Annotated in this window: 23 protein-coding genes and 2 tRNA genes; 15 read left to right on the forward strand and 10 right to left on the reverse strand. The window is 32.9% G+C overall.

Features of this window, described 5'->3' with window-relative positions:
• The first annotated feature begins 225 nt into the window (after positions 1–225).
• Both nuoN and ACQH1W_RS01995 read left to right on the forward strand, forming a co-directional pair.
• On the forward strand, positions 226–1,683 hold the full coding sequence (gene nuoN, locus ACQH1W_RS01990; RefSeq protein WP_375332899.1) for an NADH-quinone oxidoreductase subunit NuoN: 1,458 nt from the start codon (positions 226–228) through the stop codon (positions 1,681–1,683).
• Positions 1,684–1,815: 132 nt separating this feature from the next.
• Complete coding sequence (locus tag ACQH1W_RS01995; RefSeq protein ID WP_375332900.1) at positions 1,816–2,556, forward strand: biotin--[acetyl-CoA-carboxylase] ligase; 741 nt, start codon at positions 1,816–1,818, stop codon at positions 2,554–2,556.
• 142 nt (positions 2,557–2,698) lie between these two features.
• On the opposite strand, the gene ACQH1W_RS02000 is transcribed toward ACQH1W_RS01995, so the two are convergent.
• The gene (locus ACQH1W_RS02000; RefSeq protein ID WP_341762066.1) at positions 2,699–3,427 is read right to left on the reverse strand and encodes a 3-deoxy-manno-octulosonate cytidylyltransferase; all 729 of its coding nucleotides are present in this window, start codon (positions 3,425–3,427) and stop codon (positions 2,699–2,701) included.
• Between the two features lie 160 nt (positions 3,428–3,587).
• Between ACQH1W_RS02000 and ACQH1W_RS02005 the strand changes: the two genes are divergently transcribed.
• The 8 genes from ACQH1W_RS02005 (at position 3,588) to ACQH1W_RS02040 (ending at position 10,102) form a co-directional block, all read left to right on the forward strand.
• Positions 3,588–3,663, forward strand: a tRNA-Lys gene (locus ACQH1W_RS02005).
• 125 nt (positions 3,664–3,788) lie between these two features.
• Positions 3,789–3,865 (forward strand) — tRNA-Ile (locus tag ACQH1W_RS02010).
• Positions 3,866–3,881: 16 nt separating this feature from the next.
• Positions 3,882–5,237, forward strand: a complete 1,356-nt coding sequence (locus tag ACQH1W_RS02015) for a hypothetical protein (protein WP_425361118.1) — start codon at positions 3,882–3,884, stop codon at positions 5,235–5,237.
• A gap of 23 nt (positions 5,238–5,260) precedes the next feature.
• Positions 5,261–5,833, forward strand: a complete 573-nt coding sequence (folE, locus tag ACQH1W_RS02020) for a GTP cyclohydrolase I FolE (protein WP_341762203.1) — start codon at positions 5,261–5,263, stop codon at positions 5,831–5,833.
• Between the two features lie 15 nt (positions 5,834–5,848).
• On the forward strand, positions 5,849–7,141 hold the full coding sequence (proS, locus tag ACQH1W_RS02025) for a proline--tRNA ligase (protein ID WP_425361119.1): 1,293 nt from the start codon (positions 5,849–5,851) through the stop codon (positions 7,139–7,141).
• A 112-nt stretch (positions 7,142–7,253) separates the two neighbouring features.
• Positions 7,254–7,940: a hypothetical protein gene (locus ACQH1W_RS02030; RefSeq protein ID WP_425361120.1), complete on the forward strand. Its 687-nt coding sequence runs from the start codon at positions 7,254–7,256 to the stop codon at positions 7,938–7,940.
• A 39-nt stretch (positions 7,941–7,979) separates the two neighbouring features.
• The gene (locus ACQH1W_RS02035; protein WP_425361121.1) at positions 7,980–8,993 is read left to right on the forward strand and encodes a COX15/CtaA family protein; all 1,014 of its coding nucleotides are present in this window, start codon (positions 7,980–7,982) and stop codon (positions 8,991–8,993) included.
• Complete coding sequence (locus ACQH1W_RS02040) at positions 8,993–10,102, forward strand: RluA family pseudouridine synthase (protein ID WP_375332905.1); 1,110 nt, start codon at positions 8,993–8,995, stop codon at positions 10,100–10,102. Before ACQH1W_RS02035 ends, ACQH1W_RS02040 begins: the two co-directional genes overlap by 1 nt.
• Here ACQH1W_RS02040 and ppdK read toward each other — a convergent pair.
• Complete coding sequence (gene ppdK / locus ACQH1W_RS02045) at positions 10,075–12,720, reverse strand: pyruvate, phosphate dikinase (protein WP_375332906.1); 2,646 nt, start codon at positions 12,718–12,720, stop codon at positions 10,075–10,077. The genes ACQH1W_RS02040 and ppdK overlap by 28 nt on opposite strands.
• 330 nt (positions 12,721–13,050) lie before the next feature.
• Entirely contained in the window at positions 13,051–14,532 is a 1,482-nt protein-coding gene (locus ACQH1W_RS02050; protein WP_375332907.1) for a hypothetical protein, read from the reverse strand.
• A gap of 291 nt (positions 14,533–14,823) precedes the next feature.
• Here ACQH1W_RS02050 and truB point away from each other — a divergent pair, with 291 nt between their 5' ends.
• From truB to pnp, 3 genes are all read left to right on the forward strand, one after another.
• A complete protein-coding gene (truB, locus tag ACQH1W_RS02055) occupies positions 14,824–15,744 on the forward strand; it encodes a tRNA pseudouridine(55) synthase TruB (protein ID WP_375332908.1) in 921 nt (306 codons plus the stop codon).
• Positions 15,745–16,000: 256 nt separating this feature from the next.
• A complete protein-coding gene (rpsO, locus tag ACQH1W_RS02060) occupies positions 16,001–16,270 on the forward strand; it encodes a 30S ribosomal protein S15 (RefSeq protein WP_341758004.1) in 270 nt (89 codons plus the stop codon).
• A 66-nt stretch (positions 16,271–16,336) separates the two neighbouring features.
• Positions 16,337–18,583 (forward strand): polyribonucleotide nucleotidyltransferase, encoded by a 2,247-nt coding sequence (pnp, locus tag ACQH1W_RS02065; RefSeq protein WP_375332909.1) that lies wholly within the window; start codon positions 16,337–16,339, stop codon positions 18,581–18,583.
• An 81-nt stretch (positions 18,584–18,664) separates the two neighbouring features.
• On the opposite strand, the gene ACQH1W_RS02070 is transcribed toward pnp, so the two are convergent.
• Together ACQH1W_RS02070 and ACQH1W_RS02075 are read right to left on the reverse strand one after the other, a co-directional pair.
• Entirely contained in the window at positions 18,665–19,651 is a 987-nt protein-coding gene (locus ACQH1W_RS02070) for an N-acetylmuramoyl-L-alanine amidase (RefSeq protein WP_341763113.1), read from the reverse strand.
• 107 nt (positions 19,652–19,758) lie between these two features.
• Positions 19,759–20,493: a lysophospholipid acyltransferase family protein gene (locus tag ACQH1W_RS02075; protein ID WP_341763114.1), complete on the reverse strand. Its 735-nt coding sequence runs from the start codon at positions 20,491–20,493 to the stop codon at positions 19,759–19,761.
• Positions 20,494–20,713: 220 nt separating this feature from the next.
• Between ACQH1W_RS02075 and trpS the strand changes: the two genes are divergently transcribed.
• Positions 20,714–21,706, forward strand: coding sequence for a tryptophan--tRNA ligase (gene trpS / locus ACQH1W_RS02080; RefSeq protein WP_375332910.1), 993 nt, complete (start codon positions 20,714–20,716; stop codon positions 21,704–21,706).
• Between the two features lie 252 nt (positions 21,707–21,958).
• Here the strand turns inward: trpS and lpdA are convergent, their stop codons facing one another.
• The 5 genes from lpdA to ACQH1W_RS02105 form a co-directional block, all read right to left on the reverse strand.
• Positions 21,959–23,356, reverse strand: coding sequence for a dihydrolipoyl dehydrogenase (gene lpdA, locus ACQH1W_RS02085; RefSeq protein WP_375332911.1), 1,398 nt, complete (start codon positions 23,354–23,356; stop codon positions 21,959–21,961).
• Between the two features lie 185 nt (positions 23,357–23,541).
• Complete coding sequence (locus ACQH1W_RS02090) at positions 23,542–23,679, reverse strand: hypothetical protein (protein WP_341763117.1); 138 nt, start codon at positions 23,677–23,679, stop codon at positions 23,542–23,544.
• 6 nt (positions 23,680–23,685) lie between these two features.
• Positions 23,686–23,784, reverse strand: a complete 99-nt coding sequence (locus ACQH1W_RS02095) for an AbrB/MazE/SpoVT family DNA-binding domain-containing protein (protein WP_341763118.1) — start codon at positions 23,782–23,784, stop codon at positions 23,686–23,688.
• A gap of 85 nt (positions 23,785–23,869) precedes the next feature.
• A complete protein-coding gene (locus ACQH1W_RS02100; protein ID WP_375333197.1) occupies positions 23,870–24,559 on the reverse strand; it encodes a methyltransferase domain-containing protein in 690 nt (229 codons plus the stop codon).
• 119 nt (positions 24,560–24,678) lie between these two features.
• Complete coding sequence (locus tag ACQH1W_RS02105; RefSeq protein ID WP_375332912.1) at positions 24,679–25,437, reverse strand: lytic transglycosylase domain-containing protein; 759 nt, start codon at positions 25,435–25,437, stop codon at positions 24,679–24,681.
• On the opposite strand from ACQH1W_RS02105, the gene ACQH1W_RS02110 reads away from it, so the two are divergent.
• Complete coding sequence (locus ACQH1W_RS02110; protein ID WP_375332913.1) at positions 25,379–25,582, forward strand: palindromic element RPE1 domain-containing protein; 204 nt, start codon at positions 25,379–25,381, stop codon at positions 25,580–25,582. The genes ACQH1W_RS02105 and ACQH1W_RS02110 overlap by 59 nt on opposite strands.
• Positions 25,583–25,732 lie beyond the last annotated feature (150 nt).

The following is a 25,732-nucleotide window of genomic DNA, read 5'->3' on the forward strand; positions in this document are numbered from 1 at the left end:
CATTGCGAGGAGCTACTTTAGTAGCGACGAAGCAATCCAAATTTAACCATTTTTATGGATTGCTTCGTCGGCCTTACAGCCTCCTCGCAATGACATTTAGGAACTAGTTAATATCAGGAACTTACTCGGGAGCTATATAATTGAATATTTTTTACTATTCGTACTTAGTGCTAGCGATTTTATAGTATATATTAGCATTTATATAAAAACTTAGAAACTTGCAATATGACAGACCCAATTTTTAAACAATTTGTAATTATTTTACCTGAGATAATGCTGACCTTACTAGCTTTGTTTACTCAAACATGTGCAGTGTTATTTAGTACAAAAACTAAAACCATTAGCAATACTCAGATATTACTATCGGCAATATTACTTATTGTTGCTTTTCAACAGTTGCAGTACCTTGCTTTACAAGGTTCAGATAATGATGTAATAGCTTTTCATAATTCTTTTGTTGTTAATCATTTTACTGTTGCTTTTAAATTCTTTGTTTTATTATTTTCAATAATGACTATGATGATTTATCAGGCATATTGTAAAATCACTAAGGAGGAGTTTAAAACAGAATTTATAACCTTAGTGCTGCTTTCTACTGTTGGTGTTTTTATTACTATATCAGCCCGTAATTTTTTACTTTTATTTGTTGCTATGGAGTTACAGGCACTGGTAGCCTATGTATTAGCTGGCTTTAATCTGAATAATATTAAAGCATCAGAAGGAGCGTTAAAATATTTTATCCTTGGGTCTTTGATTAGCTGCCTAACGTTATTTGGCATTTCCTTTATTTATGGATTTGGTGGTAGTTTAGATTATAGTAATATTTTTGAGAAATTGAATCATTCACTGCAGCCAAATATTGGTTTAATAGTGGGTTTAGTGCTTTTTTTAAGTGGTATCTTATTTAAATTATCAGCTGCTCCTTTGCATAGTTGGACACTAGATGTATATGAAGGGTCTCCCATTCCTTCAATTACCTATTTCTCTGCTGCCACAAAAATTGGTAATGTGGTGGTATTATTAAATATAATGACTATGGTAATTGGAGATTATAAGCAAATTTCAGTTGATCTAATAAAAATCACTGCGATTTTGTCTATGCTTATTGGGGCAGCTGGTGCTATTAGACAAACCTCCCTCAAAAGGCTAATGGGTTACAGCACTATTCTAAATATTGGCTATGTGTTAATGGCTATTTCTTTTCATACTCCTTACGGTGATAGAGTAGCCTTACTATATATGGTTATTTATGCTGCTTCTGTCACTGGCTTTTTTGCTTGCCTAATTAATCTGCTAGGTAAAAAATCAGATTCGGCAACTTTTGATGATATTAAAGGTCTTGCTTCTACCCGTAAGGCGTTAGCTGCTGGGATTGCGATTATCATGTTCTCTATGATAGGCATTCCACCACTGGCAGGATTTCTTGCGAAATACAGCGTTTTCTATCAGGCTATTATAGAGAAACAATTTACTCTAGCATTTATAGCTATTGGCACAAGTGTTGTAGCGGCTTATTATTACCTGAAAATAGTTAAGTTTATGTATTTTTTTGAGGCGGATAAAAGTTTGAAACGAGTTTTAGTACCAACACCTAAGAGCTTAAAATTTATATGCTATTTGATTATTGGAGTTTTATTGCTACTGTGTGTTTTTATCCAGCCATTTGCTGATATACTCAAATGATTTGAAGAATTGGATTTGAAAATGAATGGTGAGCAAGCGGAGCGTACATTAGTACGTGAGCATGCGAATCCATGATATTTTCAAAAAACAATTCTTCAAAGCAGAAGAGTATACTATGGATGGTTTATAGCTATGTCGTGGCAGGAAAAATATAATCTACTAATTTTTGATGAGATAGATAGTACCAGTTCTGAAGCTATTAGGATGGCTAAGGATTGTCCTGATAAAAATTATGTAATATTGGCAAAAAATCAGACAAAATCGCGTGGAAGAAATAGTAGAATTTGGCATTCTAGTCTAGGGAATTTGCATGTTAGTATATTATTAAATCATAAGATTAATCTTAGCTATATTCCGCAATTATCTTTTGTTATGGCTATTGTTGTTTATAAAACTATCAATTCTTTGACCACTAGATCAGAAAATTCTATTAAATTAAAATGGCCCAATGATGTTTTGATAAATGACAAGAAAGTATCGGGTATATTGCTTGAGTCTATTAGTATAAATGATAATAATTATCTCATTATAGGTGTTGGCATAAACGTTAAGAGAAGTCCTTTAAATATTGATCAATTGGCAACCAATTTATCCGATGAGAATATAGAAGTAAAAGATCTAGAATATTTATTAGAGCTTCTCATGATTAACTTTGAAAAATATTTTAATAGATGGAAACAAGAAGGGTTTAGTAAAATAAGACAATATTGGCTTAAAAGAGCTTATAAGTTAGGTAAGATGGTTACTGTAAATGATGGAAACACAAAAATTTCAGGAATTTTTAAAGACATAGATGAGAATGGGAGCATAAGGATTCAGCTTGCTTCAGGGCAGGTTTGTTGCATTAATTATGCTACGGAAATAATTTATTAACCCCTAATTCGCGTTGATAGACGAAGATTAAAATTATGAAGTGCTAGGAGTCGAAGGGTCGAGGTGCTAGGCGTACATTTAGTACGTGGCTACCTACGATCCCTGAAGACGACAACGCAATTCTTGATTTTAATCGAGTATATTAACTGATATTTTTTTGATAAAACTCTATAGCCTTGTTTAAATCCTCTATTGTATCAACAGAGATAGGAATATTGTTAACATAACATACCCCTATGGACATGTTATTTTGTAATGCTCTTAGTTGTTCAAGTTTTTCGCTTAATTCTAAAGTTGAAACAGGTAAGTTTATGAATTTAGTTAATGCTTCTTTGCGAAACCCATACATTCCTACATGATATAGAAATTCTTCTGCACCGTGTGGAATGAGATTACGAGAAAAATACAAAGCCTTATCATTATGGTCAGTAATAACTTTGACATTACTATGACCATTTACGGCATCTATACCAACTTTTACTACTGGGGTCATAATATCATGGCTACTGGACTTGAGGCTTTCAATAACTTTGATAATTGATTCCGGTTCAACAAAAGGCATATCACCCTGTACATTCAGGATATAATTAATATGGTGATTGTTAGGGATTAGCTGAAATGCTTCGTATACACGTTCGGTACCAGTTTGACATTCTTGGTTTGTCATAATAAATTGTCCACCGCAATCAGTAACTTTTTTAGCTATAGTTTCTGAATCAGTTGCCACATAAATATTTTTTAGTTTGGTTAAATATACTTGCCTAAGAACACGCTCAATTATTGAGGTTCCTCCTACAAGTTGTAGAGGTTTTTTGGGAAGTCTTACTGAATCAAGTCTTGAAGGGATAATAATTGCAACATCAGAATGCATAAGTTACCATATGACTATATTTACTAAAATTTAAGTGTTGACAACACAAAATAATTGTTGACAACATAACCTTTTTAAACGATAAAGTAAAGCTTATTATATATGGCTCTTAAGCATGGACTCCCGCTTTTTGCTAGGAATAACATTGAGAGCGTATTTAGGGCTCGTAGCTCAGTTGGTAGAGCACTTGACTTTTAATCAAGTTGTCCCGGGTTCGAATCCCGGCGAGCCCACCACTTTAGGGTACTTAAAACCATAAACATATTCGCGTATGTTGGGTTTATAATCCCAAGTGAAGCCAGCTAAAAAAATATATCTGATGCATGACACTGCTAACACTTGAAATGCTAAGGGTATTAATGGGTTTGTAGCTCAGCTGGTTAGAGCACACGCCTGATAAGCGTGAGGTCGGAAGTTCAAGTCTTCTCAAACCCACCATTCGTAAGTATTCTTTATGAATCTTGAGAATATAATTCCACAATTAAGCCGTAATAAGTTAGCTATTTACTGGCTTGGAAATGGTATATTTTCGCTTGCTCTTGCTGGGGTGTATTCAATAATATTGGTAATGCTCCGCACTCCAATGTGCGTTAACTTGTTTCCAAATACAGAAATTTTTCGTTCAGCTTTGGTTATTCATGTTAATTTATCAATCCTAGTTTGGTTGATGTCAGTTACAGCATGTGTTTGGAGCTATAATTTAGAGTCGACTACTTTCAGCATAGCATGTGTAATAATAGCATTTATTTCTACTGCACTAATAGCTTTATCACCATTTTGTGGTCAAAATTTTCCTGTAATGAACAATTACATACCAATGTTGGAGAATATAATATTTATTCTCGGAATTAGTTTGTTTGGTGTATCTGTATTGTTATTTGCCTTATATACATTATGGAACTGTTGCAAAATATCTTATTTTAACTCCCTCATTAATTTTACTATCCTTTCTACCGTAATAATGTGGGTGTTAGTATGGGTATGTTTTATTTGGTCTTATTGCCAATTACAAGAAATTATTAAACTTGTACTAGAATTTTACTATGAATTGCTTTTTTGGAGTGGTGGGCATTTATTACAATTTATTTACACGCAAATTTTGATATTAGTAATGACAGTGTTATTCCATGCTTGGATAGGTAAGGAATTAAGATTTAAAAAACTGTACCTTGCACTATTATATTTAAATTTTATTATAAGTATTGCAGCTATTAGTGGACACTTATTATATGATATTATAGATGCTGAATTCAAAGAATATTACACTAAACAAATGAAATATGGAGGAGGAATAGCACCGGTTTTGTCTTTGATAGTAATGTTTTATGAGCTAAAATGGTTTCATTCCCACGAAAGCGGAAATTACATAAAGGGAAGCAAAGACATCAGGGAAGTGCAAATGAGTTTGGTGAAGACAACCATAATTTGCACCAGTATATTATTTCTGTCCGGGGGATTTATTGGTATATTAATTATAGGTATGAATGTTACTATTCCTGCACACTATCACGGTTCAATTGTTGGGATTAGTGTAGCTTTTATGGGTTTCTGCTTTCTTCTATGTGACGATAAACAGCAGAAGAACTCATATTTCACAATAGCAATTATAACGATAACTATAGGGCAGATGTTACATATTATAGCTCTGCTCTTTGCTGGTGGGTATGGAGTACTACGAAAAACACCTTGGGTAGAAATGCCGGTTACCAATAAGTTGCTGATGGGCATCATGGGTGGTGGAGGCGGGATTGCTATTGTTGGTGGCTTGATGTTTGTTATTATTTGTGGTAGAAGGATGTTATTTAAATAATTAGTATAATAAAAATAATGGACTTGCAAAAACCTACTGTAGAAGAAGCCAAAGAGGCAGTTAAAACTTTATTACGATTTATTGGTGAAGATCCAAATAGGGAAGGGCTACTAAAAACTCCTGATAGAGTAATAAAAACTTACCAAGAAGTGTTTTCTGGGTATGATAGAGATGTGGAAGAAATATTAACGACTAAATTTTACGATACTTGTAACTTTCAGGATTTCATAGTGCTAAAAGACATACATTTTAATTCATTTTGTGAACATCATATGTTACCGATAACTGGTACGGTAAATATAGCTTATATACCTGATAATTGTATAATAGGTATCAGCAAGCTCGCTAGGATAGTTGATGTTTTTGCTAGGAGACTACAGATTCAAGAAAAGATGACTGTACAAATTGCTGAAACATTACAGAAATATATTAAGCCCCTAGGTGTTGCGGTTAAGATTTCTGCATTACATAGCTGTATGACCCTTAGAGGAGTTATGCAAAATGATAGTATTATGAATACTATGCATTATACAGGTATATATATAGAGCAGCAGAAATATCGCCACGAATTCCTAAATATTATTTCCAAAAAATAATCCAAGGTAAACTTTATGTTACTATCAAAATATTTTTTACCTGTGCTGAAGGAAGAACCAGTGGAGGCACAAGTAGTTTCTCATCGGTTGATGCTTAGAAGCGGTATGATAAGACAGCAATCTGCTGGGATTTATAGCTGGTTGCCGATAGGCTTAAAAGCCCTTAAAAATGTTGAAAATATCGTTCGACTTAATATGAACAAGGTAGGGGCTATTGAAATATTAATGCCTTGTATTCAACCAGCATCTTTATGGGTGGAATCTGGAAGATTTGAGAATTATGGCAAAGAAATGCTAAAATTCCAAGATCGCCATGATAATACGTTATTGTTTGGGCCTACTAATGAAGACATGGTTACTGATATTTTTAGAAATAATATTCAGTCCTATAAGGATTTGCCAAAAAACTTATATCATATTCAATGGAAATTTAGGGATGAAATTAGACCTCGCTTTGGGGTTATGCGTGGTAGAGAATTCTTAATGAAAGATGCATATACTTTTGATATAGATCAAATAAGTGCTGTAAAAACCTATAATCAGATGTATCTAGCCTATATGCAAACGTTTCGTGATATGGGTTTAACTGTAATCCCAGTACTTGCTGATAATGGTCCAATTGGTGGCAATTTAAGCCACGAGTTCCATATTCTTGCTGATAATGGTGAGAGTACAATTTTTTATGATAAAAAATTCCTATCTTTAACAGATCAGGAAAGTTTAGATATTGAAAAATTACAAACCTTATATGCGGCAGCAGAAGAAAAACATGATCCTGATAAATGCCTGTTATCAGAATATGATCTTGCCAGTAGTAAGGGTATTGAAGTTGGGCATATTTTTTATATTGGCACAAAATATGCCAAAGCCATGAATGCTTTAGTAAATAGTAATAATGGTAATCTTGTGCCAGTGGAAATGAGTTCTTACGGTATTGGTATTTCAAGACTTTTAGCCGCCATAATCGAATCAAGTCACGATGATAAAGGGATTATATGGCCTACAAATATTGCTCCTTTTCTAGTATCACTAATAAATTTGAACATAAATGATAATTACTGTAATAGCTTATCTAGAAGCATATATGATAAACTAACAGCAAATAATATAGAAGTGTTATACGACGATACTAGTGAACGAGCTGGTAGCAAATTTGCCACTCATGATCTTATAGGATCACCATACCAAATAATCATTGGTCCTAAAAAAGCTGAAAATAATGTGGCTGAACTGAAAAGTCGTAAAACTGGGAAAATAGAAGATTTGTTTATAGATGCAATTTGTGATAAAATAATATCGCCTAATTAAAAATAGGAATTAGTTATGGATAAAATTTTTTAAAAAATAATGAGTATCAGTATTAGTGGGCTAAAAAAATCTGCTATACTAATAAATTATTATTAATTTAATAAGGTACAATATGACAGTCCAAAATTCATCCAATAATCTAATGAATTTTACAAAAGAACATCAGGTTAAAGATTTTACTCTAGAACAATATACATTCCGTTTTACAAACAAATTTGAATCCTATGTTATTTATTGGTATGGTATTCCAGTAGGGAATGCAAAAAATGGCTTATGTGGTGGTATGTCTTTAGCATCAATCTTATACTATAAGTATAAAATTGTAACACCTAAAAACAACATTACTCCAAGTATAAAAACTGATCCTCAACTATTTACCTTTGTAAAAAATTGTCAGGTGGCTAGTCTCACCGTAAAAGCTTTGTTTAATCATTTTAGATTTATGTTTACTGCCAAAAGTACTGATGCAAAAGAATTAAGTAATCAGTATCCTATTATTATGCAAACAATTGATACAGATACTCCTGTCTTAGTTGGATTAATTAGAGCAAAAGCAAGTTTTTTTAATCCTAAAACATGGTTAAATATAATCCAACACCATCAAGTAGTAGCATATAAATATATATTACAAGAAAAAACGATAACTTTTCATATATATGACCCAGATAGTCCTGGATCTGATATGACAATTACCATAGATAGAGATAACTTAGACATCACAGCTATTGGTTGGCTTAACCCAATTTACACCTTATTTGCGATTAGTTTTAATTATAATAAAAAACCGCCTGTTGTATAATAGTCTTCAAAATTATACAGAGCATTGAGTTTATGTTTTATGTCACAAATACTAGTAAAGCGTTGGTTGGTGGTATGCTGCTGCATGGTAATATTTATGATTTTTTTAGGAGGTCTCACTAGGCTTACTGATGCTGGTTTATCAATTGTTGAATGGAACCCGGTTTCAGGTGTCGTTCCCCCGCTGGGTAATGCTGACTGGCAGGATGAGTTTGCTAAATATCAACAATCTGTCGAATATAAGCAAAAAAATACTAATATGACTCTTTCAGAGTTTAAATTTATTTTTTGGCTTGAATTTATTCACCGTTTTGCTGGCAGAGTAGCAGGTTTGTTGTATCTAGTACCATTACTGTATTTTTTTGTACGTGGACGGATTGATACAAGGTTACTGCCTGTATATTTGGCGATATTGTTATTATTTGCAGTCCAAGGATTTATGGGATGGTATATGGTGAAAAGTGGTCTAATTTTGCAGCCATATGTAAGTCATTTCCGTTTAGCTTGTCATTTGGTTATTGCAGTTATTATCTATAATTTACTGTTCTATCAGTTGATGAAAAATAGCTTTGATATTTTACTAGTTGAACGGACAATAAGTTTAAATTTAGCAAAATTCTTTTGTATATTAACTATTATTATAGTTTATATACAGATTTTTCTAGGTGGTCTAGTTGCAGGTCTTGATGCAGGGCTTGTATATAATAGCTTTCCGTTAATGGGGAATAGTTTTATACCTCAAGAAATAGCTTTTAAACTACTGAGTAGAGATAGTTTAAGTGATGCTGTTTTTGTTCAGTTTATCCATAGAATTGGAGCGTATATTGTTTGTACTAGTGTTGGTTTGTTAGTGTTGAGTCTAATAAAAACCAAGCATCCTAAATTAAACAAAGTTGCTTATTATATTGTTGGTGTACTGATATTACAAATGTTAGCTGGCATAATTACCATTTTATATTCAGTACCTATATTAATGGCCTTAGTGCATCAGATTTTTGCTATTATACTATTATCATGTATATTATGGGGGTATTTTTTGTTAAAGAGTAGCTAGTGGCAATATTAAATGTAGATATAGAACTGCCTTGTAGGTTGGATCGTTACTTGAAAAAATTATATCCTAGCCTTACCCAAGGGATGGTTGAGCGTGCCTTAAGGTTTAAACAGATAATGGTTAATTCTTGTAAGGTAGCGGCAAATTTGCGAATAAATGCCGGTGATCAAATTTTTATAGAGGATAGTTTAAATTTAGAACCTCAAAAAGCTTCTGATAGGGTTTTTTCGAGTTCGGCAGTTATACTAGCCGGTAAGTTAATGAAGGATTACCTAGTTTATCAGGATGAGTGGCTTATAGCAATTAATAAGCCAGTAGGTCTTGCAACCCAAGGCGGTAGCAAAATAAGCCTATCTATAGATGATGCACTACAATATTTAAATAGCCAAGGGGCAGATTTAAAACTAGTACATAGGTTAGATAAAGATACTTCAGGTATATTACTAATCGCTAAAAATTATGCGAGTAGTATAAAATTAGTGAAAGGCTTTAAGGAAAAGAATATTCAGAAAACCTATATTGCTGTAGTTTTAGGTAACCTTCCGCAACATGAAGGAGAAATTAGTGGTATGATAGGGAAGAATAGGGGAGGGGTGTATGAGACTGTGCAAAATGATGAGGAACATGGCAAATTAGCCGTAACTCGCTATAAGGTGCTTAAGAATTTAAATATAGCTAACCCGACTAATATTACTCCCAATTCACAGACGTCATTGCGAGAAGCTCCTTTAGTAGCGACGAAGCAATCTAGGAAAGTGATTAGAAATGGATTGCTTCGTCGACTTATGTCTCCTCGCAATGACGCCAGTTTATTATGGCTAAATGCTAATCGGGTTAGCTGTAATGGTTTGACCAATAAGGATTTAACGCTGGTTGAGTTCACTCCTCTTACTGGCAGAATGCATCAACTTCGATTTCATGCGAAAATGCTGGGTTGTCCCATAATAGGTGATACAAAATATGGCACTCAAGAAGCAATAGCTTTATCCAAGGAAATGCTACTACATGCCAAAAGAATAATCTTACCGGAGAAAATATTTGGTAAAGAAATAATAATTAATATAGATTTACCTGGATATTTTTACCCACATCTCTTTATTTCCGCTTGAGCTGCAGCAATCCTTGCGATAGGAATACGGTATGGTGAACATGATATATAATGCAAACCAATTTTATGAAAAAACTCTATAGAATCAGGATTGCCCGCATGTTCTCCACATACGCCAAGTTTTAATGTAGGGTTGTTTTTTAGCCCACGTTGTATAGCAATTTCTATTAACTCACCAACCCCTTCCTCATCCAATTTACTAAAAGGATCAAATGCAAAGATTTTTTTTTCCAAATAGTCTGGAAAAAATGACGCTACATCATCTCTAGAAATGCCGTAAGTTGTTTGGGTTAAATCGTTGGTACCAAAGCTAAAGTAATCTACCTGCTTGGCAATTTCTCCAGCTTTTAAAGCAGCTCTTGGTAGCTCGATCATAGTACCAAGAGTAAAATCAAACTTATATTGGTTAGTATTCTCCATGTCAATGATCACATCTTGTATATGTATCTTTAAAGCTTTTAGCTCATTAACATCACTGATTAAAGGAATCATTAACTCTAGAACAATATTTATATTTTCTTCAATTTGCAATTCTCTGATAGCAGTAAAAATTGCCATTATTTGCATTTGATAAATCTCAGGATAAGAAATACCTAGGCGACATCCTCTATGTCCAAGCATGGGGTTCACTTCATATAATGCATGCAAACGTTGTTCCACAACAGATAAAGGTAGATTCATAATATCTGCTAAGTTTCTTTTATCAATCTCTGTTGTTGGCAAAAATTCATGTAAAGGAGGGTCAAGCAGTCTTATATTTACGGCTTTACCATGCATAATTCGAAATAATGCCTTAAAATCTCGAATTTGCAAGGGCAATAATTTATTTATCGCATGTTTTCTCCGTTCTATATCAGGAGCAATTATCATTTCTCGTACTAATGGAATTTTATCAGGGTCAAAAAACATATGTTCTGTTCTGCATAGTCCAATTCCACATGCTCCAAATTTCATGGAAACACCAGCGTCTAAAATAGTTTCAGCATTGGCTCTAACTTTTAAAGTAGCAAATTCATCTGCCCAATCTAGAATTGTTTGAAATTCCTTAGTAAAACTAGGCTGAATAAGTGGGACTTCCCCTAAAAAGATTTTTCCTGTTCCACCATCTACAGTTATTAAGTCACCATAATTAATAATAGTTTCCCCTATTTTAAAGAGCTGTTTTTTTTCATCTATTACCACATCACTTGCCCCGCAAACACATGGTTTTCCTAATCCTCTAGCGACTACAGCCGCATGTGATGTCATCCCACCTCTAGCTGTAAGAATACCGGCTGAAACATACATACCATTTATATCTTCAGGACTAGTATCATGGCGTACCAAAATCACTTTATGGTGATGCGACATTTTTTCTGCATCATATGGAGAAAAAACTACTATACCAGTAGCAGCCCCAGGAGATGCTGGTAGTCCCTTAGCAATGGGGCTTAGAGTATTGCTATAATCAATAGCCGTGTGCAAAAGCTGAGTTAGCGATTCCGGATCTACACGCATTATTGCTTGTTGTTTAGTAATCAGTCCTTCTTGTACCATATCCGTGGCAATTTTAATACTGGCTAAAGCTGTTCTTTTAGCAGTACGTGTTTGCAAGATATAGAATTTACCGTCTTCTACGGTGAATTCTATATCTTGTATATCTAAGTAATGTAGTTCTAACTTCTTACAAATTCCCTGTAATTGCTCAAATATTTGTGGCATAACTGTTTGCATTGAGCAGTCAAGATTATGATCGTTTGACATAATAGGGCTCGGGGTTCTTGTCCCTGACACTACATCTTCACCTTGGGCGTTTACTAGATATTCGCCAAAAAGCTTATTTTCACCAGTTGCAGGGCAACGTGAAAATACTACACCTGTTGCAGAATTATTGTTTTGATTACCAAAAACCATTGACTGTACATTAATCGCTGTACCCCAATCATTGGGTATATTATGTAGCTTTCTATAAGTTATTGCTCTATCACTTGTCCAAGATTTTAATACGGCTTTTATTGATTCTTCTAGTTGTGTATATGGATCAAAAAACGATTCACCACAATGATTAAAGATTATCTTTTTAAATTCTTCAACTATTATTCTTAGGAAATCCCCAGTAATTTCATTTTCTTGATAAATATTAAATTTGCTCTTATGCATTTCAAATGCATTCTTAAATAATCCGTTTGAAACGGATAATACTGTTGATCCGTACATTTCTAAGAATCTTCGGTAGCTGTCAAGAGCAAAAATTTCATTTCCAGTACTGGATAGCACATCGCAAACTTGATCATTATACCCAAGATTAAGTATAGTATCCATCATGCCGGGCATAGAAGCTCTTGAGCCTGAACGGACGGATAGTAGTAGTGGATTTTTATGATTTCCAAAAATCTTACCAGTAGTATTTTCTAAATTTTTAACAGCTACCGCTAAATCCTTATTAAAATTTTCAGGCAAATTGTAATTATTTTTATAAAAATAATTACAAAGTTCTGTGGTAATAGTAAAACCATCGGGAATAGGTAAATTTAAGTTAGACATCTCAGCAAGACCAGCTCCTTTACTACCAAGTATGTCTTTCATTTGGGCATTGCCTTCCCCGCCGTTAGTACCAAAATAATAGATCCATTTGTTCATAAATACCGAAACAATTTCTAATATATACTCAAATGATTTGGAGAATTGGATTTGAAAATGAATGGTGAGCAAGCGGAACGTACATAATAGTATAGTTACGCATGCGAATCCATGATATTTTCAAAAAACAATTCTTCAAAGCAGATAGAGTATAGCTATTATATAATATGGCTAGATAAGCTGCAATGTTTAAATGCCCTGTACTAGAAGATATCTCATCACTCAAGTCTTTTCCCTCACTCTCTTGATTTCTAGTTGATCAAATTTTGTACCACTCAATAATAATTCATTAAAATCAAGTTTCTGTTTTTTAGCTTTTGGTAATCCTGCCTACTTATAAATACTGGTATATTCAGGAATTTTTATTAATTTCTTTTTAGCATAATATTTTATTAATCTTCCATTAATTAGTTCAATGGTTATTTCCGCTATAGCTTCTTGATTTTCTTGTGAAATATGAATTTTCTTGAATTTATCATTATTACGTAGCCCAGCTTTATATGCTGCACTATCCTTTTTTAAGTTGCTAACTATCTTCTGAAAATTTGTAATATCAAACCCATAATCATTTATGGCAATTTTTTTATAATGTAATTTTGAGTTATTTAAGAAATTACTTAAATCAAAATTACCATATTTTACAAATTTATTAACTGTACGTTTCAAGTCATTTTTGGTAATATTGTTAATATATTGCATCATAATTGAGGTAGTGAATTTCTCTTTTTTATTATGAGTATGATTTGCCACTATTGTTTTTATAAGATTATCTAAACTAAACTGAGTATTAGTTAGATTTTGTATTTTTATATCTAGTACAGATGCTATTATATAGCCTCTGTCATATGCTAACTCGCTAGCTAGAGCATTATCCCAATATAATTTTGATATAGTTTCATTATCAAATAATAAGTAAGGAGAGGTATAATATTTTTGTAAAATCTTGTTATAGTTTTCTAAATATTCTTCAAATGTTACAATTCCATTAGTTAAATTAATCTTGTCAGTAAAATATTGTGTAAATCCTTCTGTAAACCACTTATATAGTGTTTCCTCTTTTTCCTTTATCAGAGTATTGCCTATCCACTTATGCAAATTTTCATGTGCCAGTAGGTGCTTAATATTAAAATCATTTACATTAAACTTCTCAGGTAATAGATACAGAACAGTATTACTGCCAATTAAAGTACCATAGAAACTATTATGTTTTCTATGGTTATTTATGAATACAAACAAATTATCATTATTCTTTGTTTCAAAGAATCTCTCTTGAGCATTTATTATTTCATACAAAAGTTTTGTTAGGCTTTCCTGTGATTTGGTATCTATACTAAAAAATATTATGTTGTTACCCTTATAATTTACATTTTGTAAGATACTATGGTTTCCAGATATAGCAAATCCCTTTGAAATTAAGCTATCTGCAGTAAGATTAAGCTTTTGTATTTTATTAGCAGCAATATTGCCAAAATTAGTAAATACATCATTATGACTAGCAAATTTAATATCTACATCTATACTTTCGCCATTTGTATATAATTTGGGGCATATTAAGGCAAACTTATATAAAAAATAAAATCCTTGGTCGATTATGTAAGTATAGTAGTTTGATCCAAGTTTTGCTTGAGTATTCAATATATCATACCATACAACAATCTTTTGATTGGGTTTATGCGTTATTTTATTAGTATTTTTTATAAAAACACCATTTTCTACATGAATATTTTTTATTTGATTAGACAAATCATGTCCCCAAACTTGATGAGGAATATATAATTCTGTTTGATTTGAATTAGGAGAAGTAAATTCCAACTTAATTCTAAGCTTCTTATCCTTAGGAAAATGATAAACCTCATATGATAAGCTACCAAAAGCTTTGCTAATAAAAAAAACAAAGATGCATATTGCAAGTATCTTTAAGTTTACGTTTAATATATAGTTAGCCTATCATTTCTATTTTATCATAACATTCTATATATACAATATATATTTTGATATACAAAGTGCTTTTTTGTAAGAAAAATAGTGTTTTTTTCATAGGATAGGATTATTCTAAGATTTAAATTACTCTTATGCTAACAATATTCGTAAATAACCGAACAAATGACGTTTCACCTTAATAATTGCTGGCTTAATATTTATAAACCTAAAGGTATAAGCTCAGCAAAGCTTGTTTCTATCATTAAGAAAAACCTTTTAGGGGCTAAAGTTGGTCATTGTGGGACTTTGGATGTTGAAGCTGAAGGTGTATTACCTTTGGCAATTGGTGAAGCAACAAAATTAGTGCGAGTTCTAGTAGATGCAAAGAAAACTTACATTTTCACGGTGCAGTTTGGTAGGCAAACTGATACAGCAGATGCTGCAGGTAAAATAATAAAGGTTACTGATAATATTCCCACTTCAATTGATTGCCATAATATATGTAAAAAATTCATAGGTACAATAAAACAACGTCCTCCTGCCTTTTCTGCTATAAAAGTTAACGGTATTAGATCTTATAAATTAGCACGAGAAGATTTGGCAGTAGAATTAACTCCTCGAAATATTGAAATATATAATTTAAAATGTCTTAATTTCAACCACCAAAATAATCAAGCTAGCTATAAGGTTGAATGCTCTAAAGGGACTTATGTAAGGACTCTAGCAGAAGATATTGCTTTATCCTTGCAAAGTTTAGGATTTGTGGTAGAATTACAGCGTACTAAAGTTGGAATATTTACAGCATGCAATGCTATTAAATTAACAGAACTTGATATACAAAAGCAAGAAATGCAACAGTTTCTTGCAGAAAAAGCTATAAAGATTGAAGCAGTACTGGACGACATCCTGGTGCTTGATGCTACTATTGAGCAAGCTAAGAAAATCATTCATGGTCAGAAATGCTATTTTGATTATCCTGAAAATATTGAATTAATTTGGATTCGATATCATGACTCTCTCTTAGCAATTGGTAGCTTGAGTGAAAATTGCTTTAATTCTTTTCGAGTATTTAACCTAACATCAGTTCGATATAAGAATTATTAATTCTTATATCGATACTTGCTTTGTTATAAGGAAAAATGCACTCTTGAAGCGGTTCTGCAAGTGCATTTTAACTTTTTTCATCATTCAATATGTGATTTTAATAATTAAAATCACATATTGAATGGAGTGTTATATTTTAACAATCAGGTGGGCAGCCGCTTCAAACCTTATTGTTTCTATATATAATACTGAATTCGATGTAACTTGTTACATCGAATTCAGGTTAACCTAATAAAAATAAACATGGAGATTAATGATGTCGATTACAGCACAGCGTAAGCAGCAATTAATTACAGAATATGCTACTAAAGAAAACGATACTGGTTCTAGTGAAGTGCAATGTGCAATTCTAACCGAAAGAATCAATAACTTAACAGGGCATTTTAAAACTAATCACAAAGATTTTTCTTCGAGAAGAGGATTATTGATGTTAGTTGGTCGTAGGCGTCGATTGTTGGATTATATCAAGAAGCAAAGTCTAAGCAGATATTTGTCGTTGATTAATAAACTAGGAATAAGAAAGTAAAATAAAGCCCGGTTAAAAAATCAAAAATTTTAGCCGGGTTTTTTGTTCATTAAATAAGGAATAAAAATGTTTGAAGAAATAACTAAAACGATAGAATTAGGTGGAAAACTACTAGAATTAACTACTGGTAAAATTGCTCGTCAAGCTGATGGAGCAGTTATGGTAAAAATGGGAGGAAGTGTCTTATTATGTACTGCCGTGAGTAGCAAAGAAGTAAAAGAAGGGATAGGATTCTTTCCTCTTACTGTACACTACAAAGAAATGGCATTTGCTGCTGGTAAAATACCTGGAGGATTTTTTAAAAGAGAAGGTAAAGGGTCAGAAAAAGAAGTATTAGTCTCACGCTTGATCGACAGACCGATTAGGCCATTATTCCACCCAGCCTTTCTTAATGAAACGCAAGTAATCTGTACTGTTCTTTCATACGATCCTGAATGTAATACGGATATATTGGCAATTATCGGAGCATCGGCTGCATTGGCTTTGTCTAGTGCCCCCTATCAAGATATAGTAGCAGCTAGCAGAGTTGGCTTGATAAATGATCAATTCATATTAAACCCTTCATTTAGCCAATTAAAGACTAGTAAATTAGACTTAGTAGTGGCAGGCACTAAGACGTCAGTTATGATGGTTGAATCTGAAGCCGATCTATTGTCCGAAGAAAAAATGTTGGAAGCTATTGAGTTTGGTCACAAGGCATTACAGCCTGTAATTGAATTGATTAATGATTTAGTAAAAAGTGCTGGGAAACCTAAATTACAGCTTGCCGATTTATTCCCTACTAGCTTAAAGGAACAAATTAGAAGCATCGCATCAGAAGATATTCAGCATGCTTTTTCTATCAAATCAAAACAAGAAAGGGTCTTAGCGGTAAAGCATGTTTCTGATATAATTAAGCGACATTTTGCCGAAGATATTGCTAATAATAATCTTACTAATTCTCAGATTGAGTTCGCTCTTAAAGAAGTAGAATCAGAAATATTACGGCAAAACGTATTAAAGAGCAATATTCGTATCGATGGTAGAAAACCGGAAGATATAAGAAACATAGCTTGTGAAGTGGCTTTGTTGCCAAAAACACATGGTTCAAGCTTGTTTACTAGAGGGGAAACACAAAGTTTAGTAGTTGCAACACTAGGTACTGGTCAAGATGAACAAATTGTTGATAGTTTAGACGAGGAATATAAAGAGCGTTTTATGCTTAACTATATTTTCCCTCCTTATTCAGTAGGCGAAGCAACCCCAGTAAGAGCTCCTGGACGTAGAGAAATAGGGCATGGTAAACTAGCATGGAGAGCCATTAACCGCATGCTGCCAACTAAAGAACAATTCCCTTATTCTATTAGAGTAGTGTCAGAAATTACCTCCTGTAATGGTTCGTCATCTATGGCTACTATTTGTGGTAGTTCAATGGCTCTAATGGATGCTGGAGTACCCATCACAACTCCTATAGCAGGTATTGCTATGGGTTTGATAAAAGAAGGTGATAAGTTTGTAGTATTATCCGATATTATGGGGGATGAAGATCATCTTGGAGATATGGATTTTAAAGTAGCTGGTGGTAAACACGGCATAACCGCATTACAAATGGATATAAAAATATCTGGAGTAACGTTTGAAATAATGAAGCATGTTTTAGTTCAAGCAAAGCTTGGTCTTGTTCATATTTTACAAGAAATGGATAAGACTATTAATAAAACCAATAACCATATTAGCCAGTATGCACCTTGTATTCAAAGTTTTAAAATTGATAAAGATAAAATTAGAGACGTCATAGGACCGGGTGGCAAAGTAATACGCGAAATTTGTGATATGACATCGGCTAAAATTGACATAAGCGACGATGGCAATGTAACTGTTTCGACTATAGGCAAAGAGAAGCTAGATATGGCTGTCGAAAAAATTAAGTCAATTGCTTTTGACCCTGAAATTGGTGGCATATTCAATGGAACTGTTGTTAAAATATTAGACTCTGGAGCGTTTATCAATTATTTAGGTAATCGTGATGGATTCATACATATTAGTGAGATTTCAAAAGAACGTATTGAATCTGTATCTAGTGTTTTAAAACATGGAGATATAGTAAAAGTTAAACTTATTGGTTTTGACAATAAAGGCAAAGCAAAATTAACCATAAAAAATATCGATGCTAAAGTTACTCAGGACGTTATAACTAATCAAAAATCTGAGTCTTATAAAGATAACAGCGATAATAATGGTAATAAACGCGAATCTGCAAAGAAATGGCAAAATAACAAAACAGCCTCCTCTAATGAAGATGAAGTTGTAACTGAGCGTAAGTATTTTAATTAAAACCAAACTAACTCAACTAGCCTCTGTGATATTTATAGAGGCTAGTTGTTTTGTGTGGTTTATTACAAAAATTTGCAGAGATCAACTTTCCGAGTACTGATCTAACACATCTCCAAGTATCATTGAGTCATTTTCGTCCCATATACCACCAAGAGCCTCTTTATTTTCTTTGGTATTATTATGCCACAAGTTTTCCCACAAACTCTTTTGATTTGGATCATTTACAATATCCTGTCCTCGATAATGCAGTTTCATCGATAACATAGCAGAAATAGTTTGATCATCTAGCTTTCCTAGATTCGTACCTTCATTATTTAGTACTTTATATCCTAACTCCTCAAGTTGCTTTTGTATATCTTCAATTGTATCTTTATCTTGCTTACTCTTGTCTTTATAAGAAACTACTACCTCCGGATTTTCTTTCCTTTCCTTAAAGCAATATACACCAAAATTATGAGAGAACCCTTCTTCTTTTGCCTTGGCGAATGTTTGCCATGGAAAATACGGTCCAGGTCCTATTTTTCTTCCAGGAGTCCAATCACTATGACCCAATAACATTTTTGAATCAGAATGTGTATGAGTTGTTAACCATTCTTGCAACTGCATCCCAGCCTTTATCTGTGGCTCGGGATAAGCTTCTAATCCAGTATTTACATAATTAATTCCTACCGAAAAACTATTCATATCATTCTTTAAAATGTTCTCCGGTAAGTGAGGATTCCACTTACTTTGATAGTGTAACCCACCAGGTCCTGCATGGTAAGCCCTACAGGTCACAGGCACAAATTTAAATATTGCCCCATCTTTATCTATAAGAAAATGAGTAGAGGTTCCATTTTTCTCATAAGCATTAAAAGCTGCCTCAACAGTTGGTGATACTGTGTAATTATGAACAGTATAGGGAATAGACTGATCTTTTTTAAATGTTGCATCTGGTATTTCTGGATTTCTTACATTATTACGTAAATTGTAATTATTACATTTCCCTTCTTCAGGAGATTGTTCTGGGTACTGAGTATCCTGATTCTCACGTAGATATCTAAGATTGAATGTTAATTTTTCTTTCATGATATACCTATTTTTAATGATTTTGATACTATTAAACTGCCATGATTAAATAGTACTATTTAATTCTATCCAAGACATTAATATTTGTCTAGATTAAATTTATTGCTTCACAAAGCTTGTTCAAATAATATTTGCTTTTCGGTATTGATTACCTGTTCTATCTTGCTTGTCAATTCTCGAACATCAGATTGTTCTATTTCCTCTACAGGAATAACATTAATAATCTTTACTTGGATTACCCCTGGTTTCTTAATCCAAAAACCTTTTGGCCAGTATACCCCTGCGTTGTGAGCCATCATCACGATCGGTACTTTTGCTAGTGATGCTAATTTTACTGCACTAGGTTTAAATTTAGCATTTTGTTCTGGTCTAAATCTAGTAGATTCAGGAAAAATAACCAACCATAAACCATCTTTTATCTTTTCCTGTCCTTCTCTTAAAATTTGACTAACCGAGATATTAACATTACGGTCTACGGCAATTGGCTTAACCATTTGCAGACCCCAACCGAATAAGGGGATATTAAATAACTCTTTTTTTAATACCCAAGAATGTTCAGGTATAATTAATTGTATAAATACTTGTTCCCAACATGATTGGTGATTAGACAATACTAAAGAAGGAACAGAAGGTAATTTATCTAGACCAGAAACTTGGTATTTTAAACCACAAAAGATTCTAGCCAACCAAATAAATACATAGGAAAAAATAACTCCAATCCTATAACGTATATAATAGTTGACATTAAAAAATGTTACGGGTATGTAACATATAAGGAAGAATGTAATGGTAAATATAGCAAGTAATGCATAAAATGTTAATACTCTTAAACGCCAAAACATGGTTGGTTAATCTTAGTTGTTGATAATTAACGGGTATACTCTTCTGCTTTGAAGAATTGTTTTTTGAAAATATCATGGATTCGCATGCTCACGTACTATATGTACGCTCCGCTTGCTCACCATTCATTTTCAAATCCAATTCTTCAAATCATTTGAGTATACAATAGCATAAAATTACGTCTACATATAGATATAATTAGTAATTATTTGGGGAAATTAAATGAAAAAAACAGCTCTATCTGGAGTTCAAGTGACAGGGGCTTTGCATTTAGGAAACTATCTTGGTTCAATATCTAATTGGCTTAAGATTCAAGATGAGTACAATTGCTTATTCTTTTTAGCTGATTTGCATTCTATTACTATAGATCGCTTACCTCTTGAGCTAAACTCATCCATATTGCAAACTGTTGCTATGTATATAGCAACAGGACTTTTGCCGGAGAAAACCACTATATTTGCACAAAGTATGGTGAAGGAACATACTGAACTTGCTTGGATATTAAATTGCGTTACCCCACTTGGTTGGCTTAAACGCATGACTCAGTTTAAAGACAAAGCTGGAAAAGACCAAGAAAGTGCTGGTTTAGGATTATTGTCTTATCCAGTATTAATGGCAGCTGATATATTATTATATAATGCTGATTGCGTCCCTGTTGGTGATGATCAAAAACAGCATTTAGAACTTACCAGAGATATTGCGGCTATTATTAATAGAAAGTTTAATCAAGAAGTTCTAAAATTACCTGAGCCATTAATTCAAAGCTCAGGAGCAAGAATAATGAGTTTAAAAGATGGTCGTAAAAAAATGAGTAAATCTGATCCATCTGATTTATCTCGTATTAATTTAAATGATAGCCGGGATCAAATTTACCAAAAAATTAAAAAAGCTAAAACAGATCATTTAGCTGAAATCAGTTATGATCGTCAAAATAGACCAGAAATCAGCAATTTAATTGACATTTATTGCAGTTTATCTGGTATTAATGTTGAGACAATAGTTGAACAATACCAAAATACTGGTTTTGCTAAATTTAAGGATGATCTAGCTGATATTATCATCACAACTCTGACTCCCATTAATATTCAATATATAGAGCTAATGAAAAACCAAGATTATCTAGTAACTACACTACATGAAGGAGCGGATAAAGCTAGAATTATTGCTTCTAAAACTCTTACTGAAATCAAAAAATTATTTGGTTTTGTTGTGTAAAAACCAATTTACCCCACAATTGTTGAAAGTTAAAAAATCGTCTATTAGCGAGAAGACCGTAGGTCGACGAAGCAATTGTATGACAAGCTTCATGGATTGGCCACGCTCACGTACGTTCGCTCGCTAATAGACGCTTTAAGCCTTACAACAGTACTTCGCTAATAGACGATTTTTTAACTTTCAACAGTTATGGGGTAACATTGAAGGCGTAAGGGCAACATCTTTTTTACCATGTAAACTAAAGTAAAAATCCTAAAAATTAATAGCCCTCTTATCTACAGCTAGAGCCGCCTCTTTTATAGCTTCGCTTAGGGTAGGATGGGCATGGCAAGTTCTCGCTATATCTTCTGAAGAAGCACCAAATTCCATAAATGCTACAAGTTCTGCAATCATAGTTCCAGCACAAGGTCCTATTATATGTGCTCCAAGTACTTTATCAGTTATGCTATCAGCTAATATCTTCACCATCCCATCAGTAGAACCTGTGCTTCTCGCCCGACTATTTGCCAAAAATGGAAATTTACCAACTTTGTAATCAATCTTGGCTTCTTTTAGTTGTTCTTCAGTTAAACCAACACTTGCTACTTCCGGCCAAGTATAAATTACACTTGGAATAAGATTATAATTAACATGACCAGCTAGACCCGCCATAATTTCGACGGCAGCAACAGCTTCTTCTTCTGCTTTATGAGCAAGCATAGGTCCTGCAATTACATCACCAACGGCATAAATATTAGGGATTATTGTTTGGAATTGGCTATTCACCGTAATTCTGTTTTGTTTGTCCGTTTGAATTGCTAATTTATCTAGACCTAAATTTGTTGTATAAGCTTTTCTGCCGACAGCTAATAAAACTATATCAGTAGTAATTTGCTCTACTAAGGAAGCAGATGTTTGTTGTATATTTAAAGTAACTTTTCCTGCTTTTTTTTCAGCAGATAGTACTTTGCTATTCAGTCGCAATTCAATGGATTGTTTTTGTAGGATTTTAGTAAATTGATTAATAATTTCTTTATCTAAAGCTGGGACAATGCTATCAGCATATTCAATAACCGTTACTTTAGAACCAAGCCTATTCCATACCGAACCAAGCTCTAAACCTATATAACCACCGCCAATTACTACCATAGTTTCTGGAACTTTAGGAAGGCTCAAAGCTCCCGTTGATGAAACTATATATTCCTCATCTACAACAATATTGGGTATTTCAATAATATCAGAGCCAGTAGCAATTAAAATATTCTTAGCCGAAATCGACTCAACTGTTTTACCGTTAGTAATTTCCACAAGATTGGCTGAAATAAACTTGGCACTTCCACTAAATTTAGTAATTTTATTTTTTACAAACAAACTTTCTATACCCTTGCATAAGTCTGACACTACTTGACTTTTTTTAGTCATCATTTTTTGTAAATCAAGTTTGGTTGAGGTCATAATACCAATATCAGCACAATGGTTTGATACCTCATTAAATTTTTCAGAAAAATTTAGTAATAGTTTTGAAGGAATACATCCAACATTTAGGCAAGTACCACCAAGCGTTGCCCTTTTTTCTATGCATGCAACTTTCATACCCAGCTGTGCTGCTCTTATTGCCCCTGTATAACCAGCTGGACCACTACCAATTACTATTAAATCAAATTCTTGCATATATTTTCCCTTACTTATAATAATTAATGGTATTATAAACCATAAATATACGAACACTAATAGCTAATTTGAATTTAATTTGATTATTTTACTCACCTTACGCATGGCATTTAAAAGCCATAGGGAGAATAGAGTCATTGCGAGGAGACACTTTGGTGGCGAGGAAGCAATCCAATAAATTAGTATCAATTCCGATCATATCCACTCTTAATGGCTTCATTCATATCTTCGATACTTAATGGTGTTTTTGGTTTGGGTAGTATTCCTTTTAAATTTTTAACTGGCTTATTAATTGGCACTACTATAAAAGAGTCATCTTGCATAATGAACTATAATTTACTACCAGAAGATAAGTGTAGCTTGTTTCTAATATATGATGGGATAGTAACTTGTCCCTTACTTGTAATTGTTGAACAGTGTGCTTTCATAAGATACCATAATTATGTATATTAGTTGTGATTATTATAATAATGTAAGGAGAAAGTAAGAGCAAGCTATAAATACTTATTTTTCCTACTGTTTTAAATTACGAGTTATTTTTATACTATTCTTACTCGGAGAGGCAATGAAGCTGATTATATTAATTTGTTCGGTAAAAGTGTTAGTATCATTGCTTAGAATAGAAAGCATTTGCTTCGATATTATGTTATGAGAGTTTTTTAATAATGCTCCAGATTCTCCAATATTCTTTAGTTCTCTAATGAAATCTAAAGGGCTTTTATAGCTCAGCTGAATATTTTCATAATCAACGATAATTTCTGTGAATCCTGCCTGTCCTAGTAAAGGTGTTACGTGATCAAAATGGATGAAAGGGGAAACATATTGGAAGTGAGGGCGACTTAATGCTATTTCAGCTTCAATGAATTTCATTCGTAGTTCTTTTAGGCTGTTACCACCGATAAAATTACCAATAAATAGACCATTTGGTTTTAAAATACGTTTTATCTGTAACAGAAAATTTTGTACATCATTGATCCAGTGTAGACCTAAGGAAAAAGTTATTAGGTCAAAACTAGCTGCCTTAAATGGTAAGTTTTCTTCATCAATTAGTAATTTGGGAGTATGGTCAAACGATTGTAACATAGCATTTGATGTACTAGCCGCTACAATTATAGCATAGTTATAGTTCTGCACTAATAGTTTAGTTAGTATACCAGTACGACATTCTAAATCTAAAATATCAGGAAATTCTTTATCAATAATATTTAGACGCTCAATAATATCGAATGCTGCATATTTAAAAAACGCACACTCAGCGATATTATCCACCACTTTGTCACGATTAGATTTTAACTTCTCACGATCAAATATAATTGTTACCTCTAGCTAGCTCTTGGTAATACTACCATAATATTACTCTTATATTTCCTAATATTACTTTCAAATGAAGCTCTCTGTTTATTCCTCAAAAGCATGTTTGTTGGCAGAGTAGGTGTATTATTATAATAATTGTACCCACTATACATGTTAATAGAGTTTTTATACAAATCCATATTGTTAGCAATTTTGATAACATCTTGTTTATATCTATAGCCAAACTCATGGGTGGCTGAATGGTAATGAGCAATTGCTTTGTGCCAACTACCTAACTGATCATATTTAGCTTTTAGGAATTTAGCAGCATAGGCGACATTTTTCTTAGGATCGAAAGCTTGATTTAAAGAGTTAAATGCATTTAAATGATGTTTTAAGTTGATTTGCATACATCCTACATCAATATTTTCTTTGCCTTGAATAATTTGTTTTTTTACAAATGATATTGCCTCTTTTTTAGTATTAAAATAATAGCCTTTACCTTCAATATTGACAGTCCAAGGCCAAACTACTTTAATTTTATATTCAGTATGTTTTTTGCCCGATTCTTTTAAAGCTATCGAGTGTAACGTATTAGGAGGAATTTTATGTATCTTTTCAAAGTAAGGAAACATCCTTGAGCATTTACGTGATTCAGCAATTTCTACGTCTATATTAGCATATGCCACATTAACATATAAATATAACGGAAAGAGAAACAATAAATATATGGCTAATATTAGACCTCTTTCGAAACTCGCTTGTGCTGAGGAATTTGAAGGAGTCACGGAACGTAGAACCGCAGCGTACTTAAGCGTACGTGAGGATTTGAGTACCGGAACGACGTACAAATTACCAGCAGAAGTAGAGTTTCGAAAGAGGTCTATTGACCTAATGGACATAATTATTATCATCTTACTTTATCTTTTGTAGCATATTAAAAATTTTCCTACAAGGCAAGTTATGTCTCGTTGTCCTATAATTTTGTCACATAAATATTTTGTTAATAGAAAAATATGTTTATTTTCATTGACTTTATTCGCATAGAGCTTTAAAAGATTTAGTTCGACTTCCATTACATTA

The sequence above is a fragment of the Candidatus Tisiphia endosymbiont of Stenodema calcarata genome (assembly GCF_964030695.1).
Lineage (GTDB): Bacteria > Pseudomonadota > Alphaproteobacteria > Rickettsiales > Rickettsiaceae > Tisiphia.

Excerpts from the sequence above, each read along its gene's own strand:
- ACQH1W_RS02110 (WP_375332913.1), top strand. The coding sequence starts at position 25,379 with ATGGCTAATATTAGACCTCTTTCGAAACTCGCTTGTGCTGAGGAATTT.
- ppdK (WP_375332906.1), bottom strand. The coding sequence starts at position 12,720 with ATGAACAAATGGATCTATTATTTTGGTACTAACGGCGGGGAAGGCAAT.
- trpS (WP_375332910.1), top strand. The coding sequence starts at position 20,714 with ATGAAAAAAACAGCTCTATCTGGAGTTCAAGTGACAGGGGCTTTGCAT.
- ACQH1W_RS01995 (WP_375332900.1), top strand. The coding sequence starts at position 1,816 with ATGTCGTGGCAGGAAAAATATAATCTACTAATTTTTGATGAGATAGAT.
- nuoN (WP_375332899.1), top strand. The coding sequence starts at position 226 with ATGACAGACCCAATTTTTAAACAATTTGTAATTATTTTACCTGAGATA.
- rpsO (WP_341758004.1), top strand. The coding sequence starts at position 16,001 with ATGTCGATTACAGCACAGCGTAAGCAGCAATTAATTACAGAATATGCT.
- proS (WP_425361119.1), top strand. The coding sequence starts at position 5,849 with ATGTTACTATCAAAATATTTTTTACCTGTGCTGAAGGAAGAACCAGTG.
- ACQH1W_RS02035 (WP_425361121.1), top strand. The coding sequence starts at position 7,980 with ATGTCACAAATACTAGTAAAGCGTTGGTTGGTGGTATGCTGCTGCATG.
- ACQH1W_RS02000 (WP_341762066.1), bottom strand. The coding sequence starts at position 3,427 with ATGCATTCTGATGTTGCAATTATTATCCCTTCAAGACTTGATTCAGTA.
- ACQH1W_RS02090 (WP_341763117.1), bottom strand. The coding sequence starts at position 23,679 with ATGCAAGATGACTCTTTTATAGTAGTGCCAATTAATAAGCCAGTTAAA.
- ACQH1W_RS02095 (WP_341763118.1), bottom strand. The coding sequence starts at position 23,784 with ATGAAAGCACACTGTTCAACAATTACAAGTAAGGGACAAGTTACTATC.
- ACQH1W_RS02030 (WP_425361120.1), top strand. The coding sequence starts at position 7,254 with ATGACAGTCCAAAATTCATCCAATAATCTAATGAATTTTACAAAAGAA.
- ACQH1W_RS02075 (WP_341763114.1), bottom strand. The coding sequence starts at position 20,493 with ATGTTTTGGCGTTTAAGAGTATTAACATTTTATGCATTACTTGCTATA.
- truB (WP_375332908.1), top strand. The coding sequence starts at position 14,824 with ATGACGTTTCACCTTAATAATTGCTGGCTTAATATTTATAAACCTAAA.
- ACQH1W_RS02070 (WP_341763113.1), bottom strand. The coding sequence starts at position 19,651 with ATGAAAGAAAAATTAACATTCAATCTTAGATATCTACGTGAGAATCAG.
- pnp (WP_375332909.1), top strand. The coding sequence starts at position 16,337 with ATGTTTGAAGAAATAACTAAAACGATAGAATTAGGTGGAAAACTACTA.
- ACQH1W_RS02015 (WP_425361118.1), top strand. The coding sequence starts at position 3,882 with ATGAATCTTGAGAATATAATTCCACAATTAAGCCGTAATAAGTTAGCT.
- lpdA (WP_375332911.1), bottom strand. The coding sequence starts at position 23,356 with ATGCAAGAATTTGATTTAATAGTAATTGGTAGTGGTCCAGCTGGTTAT.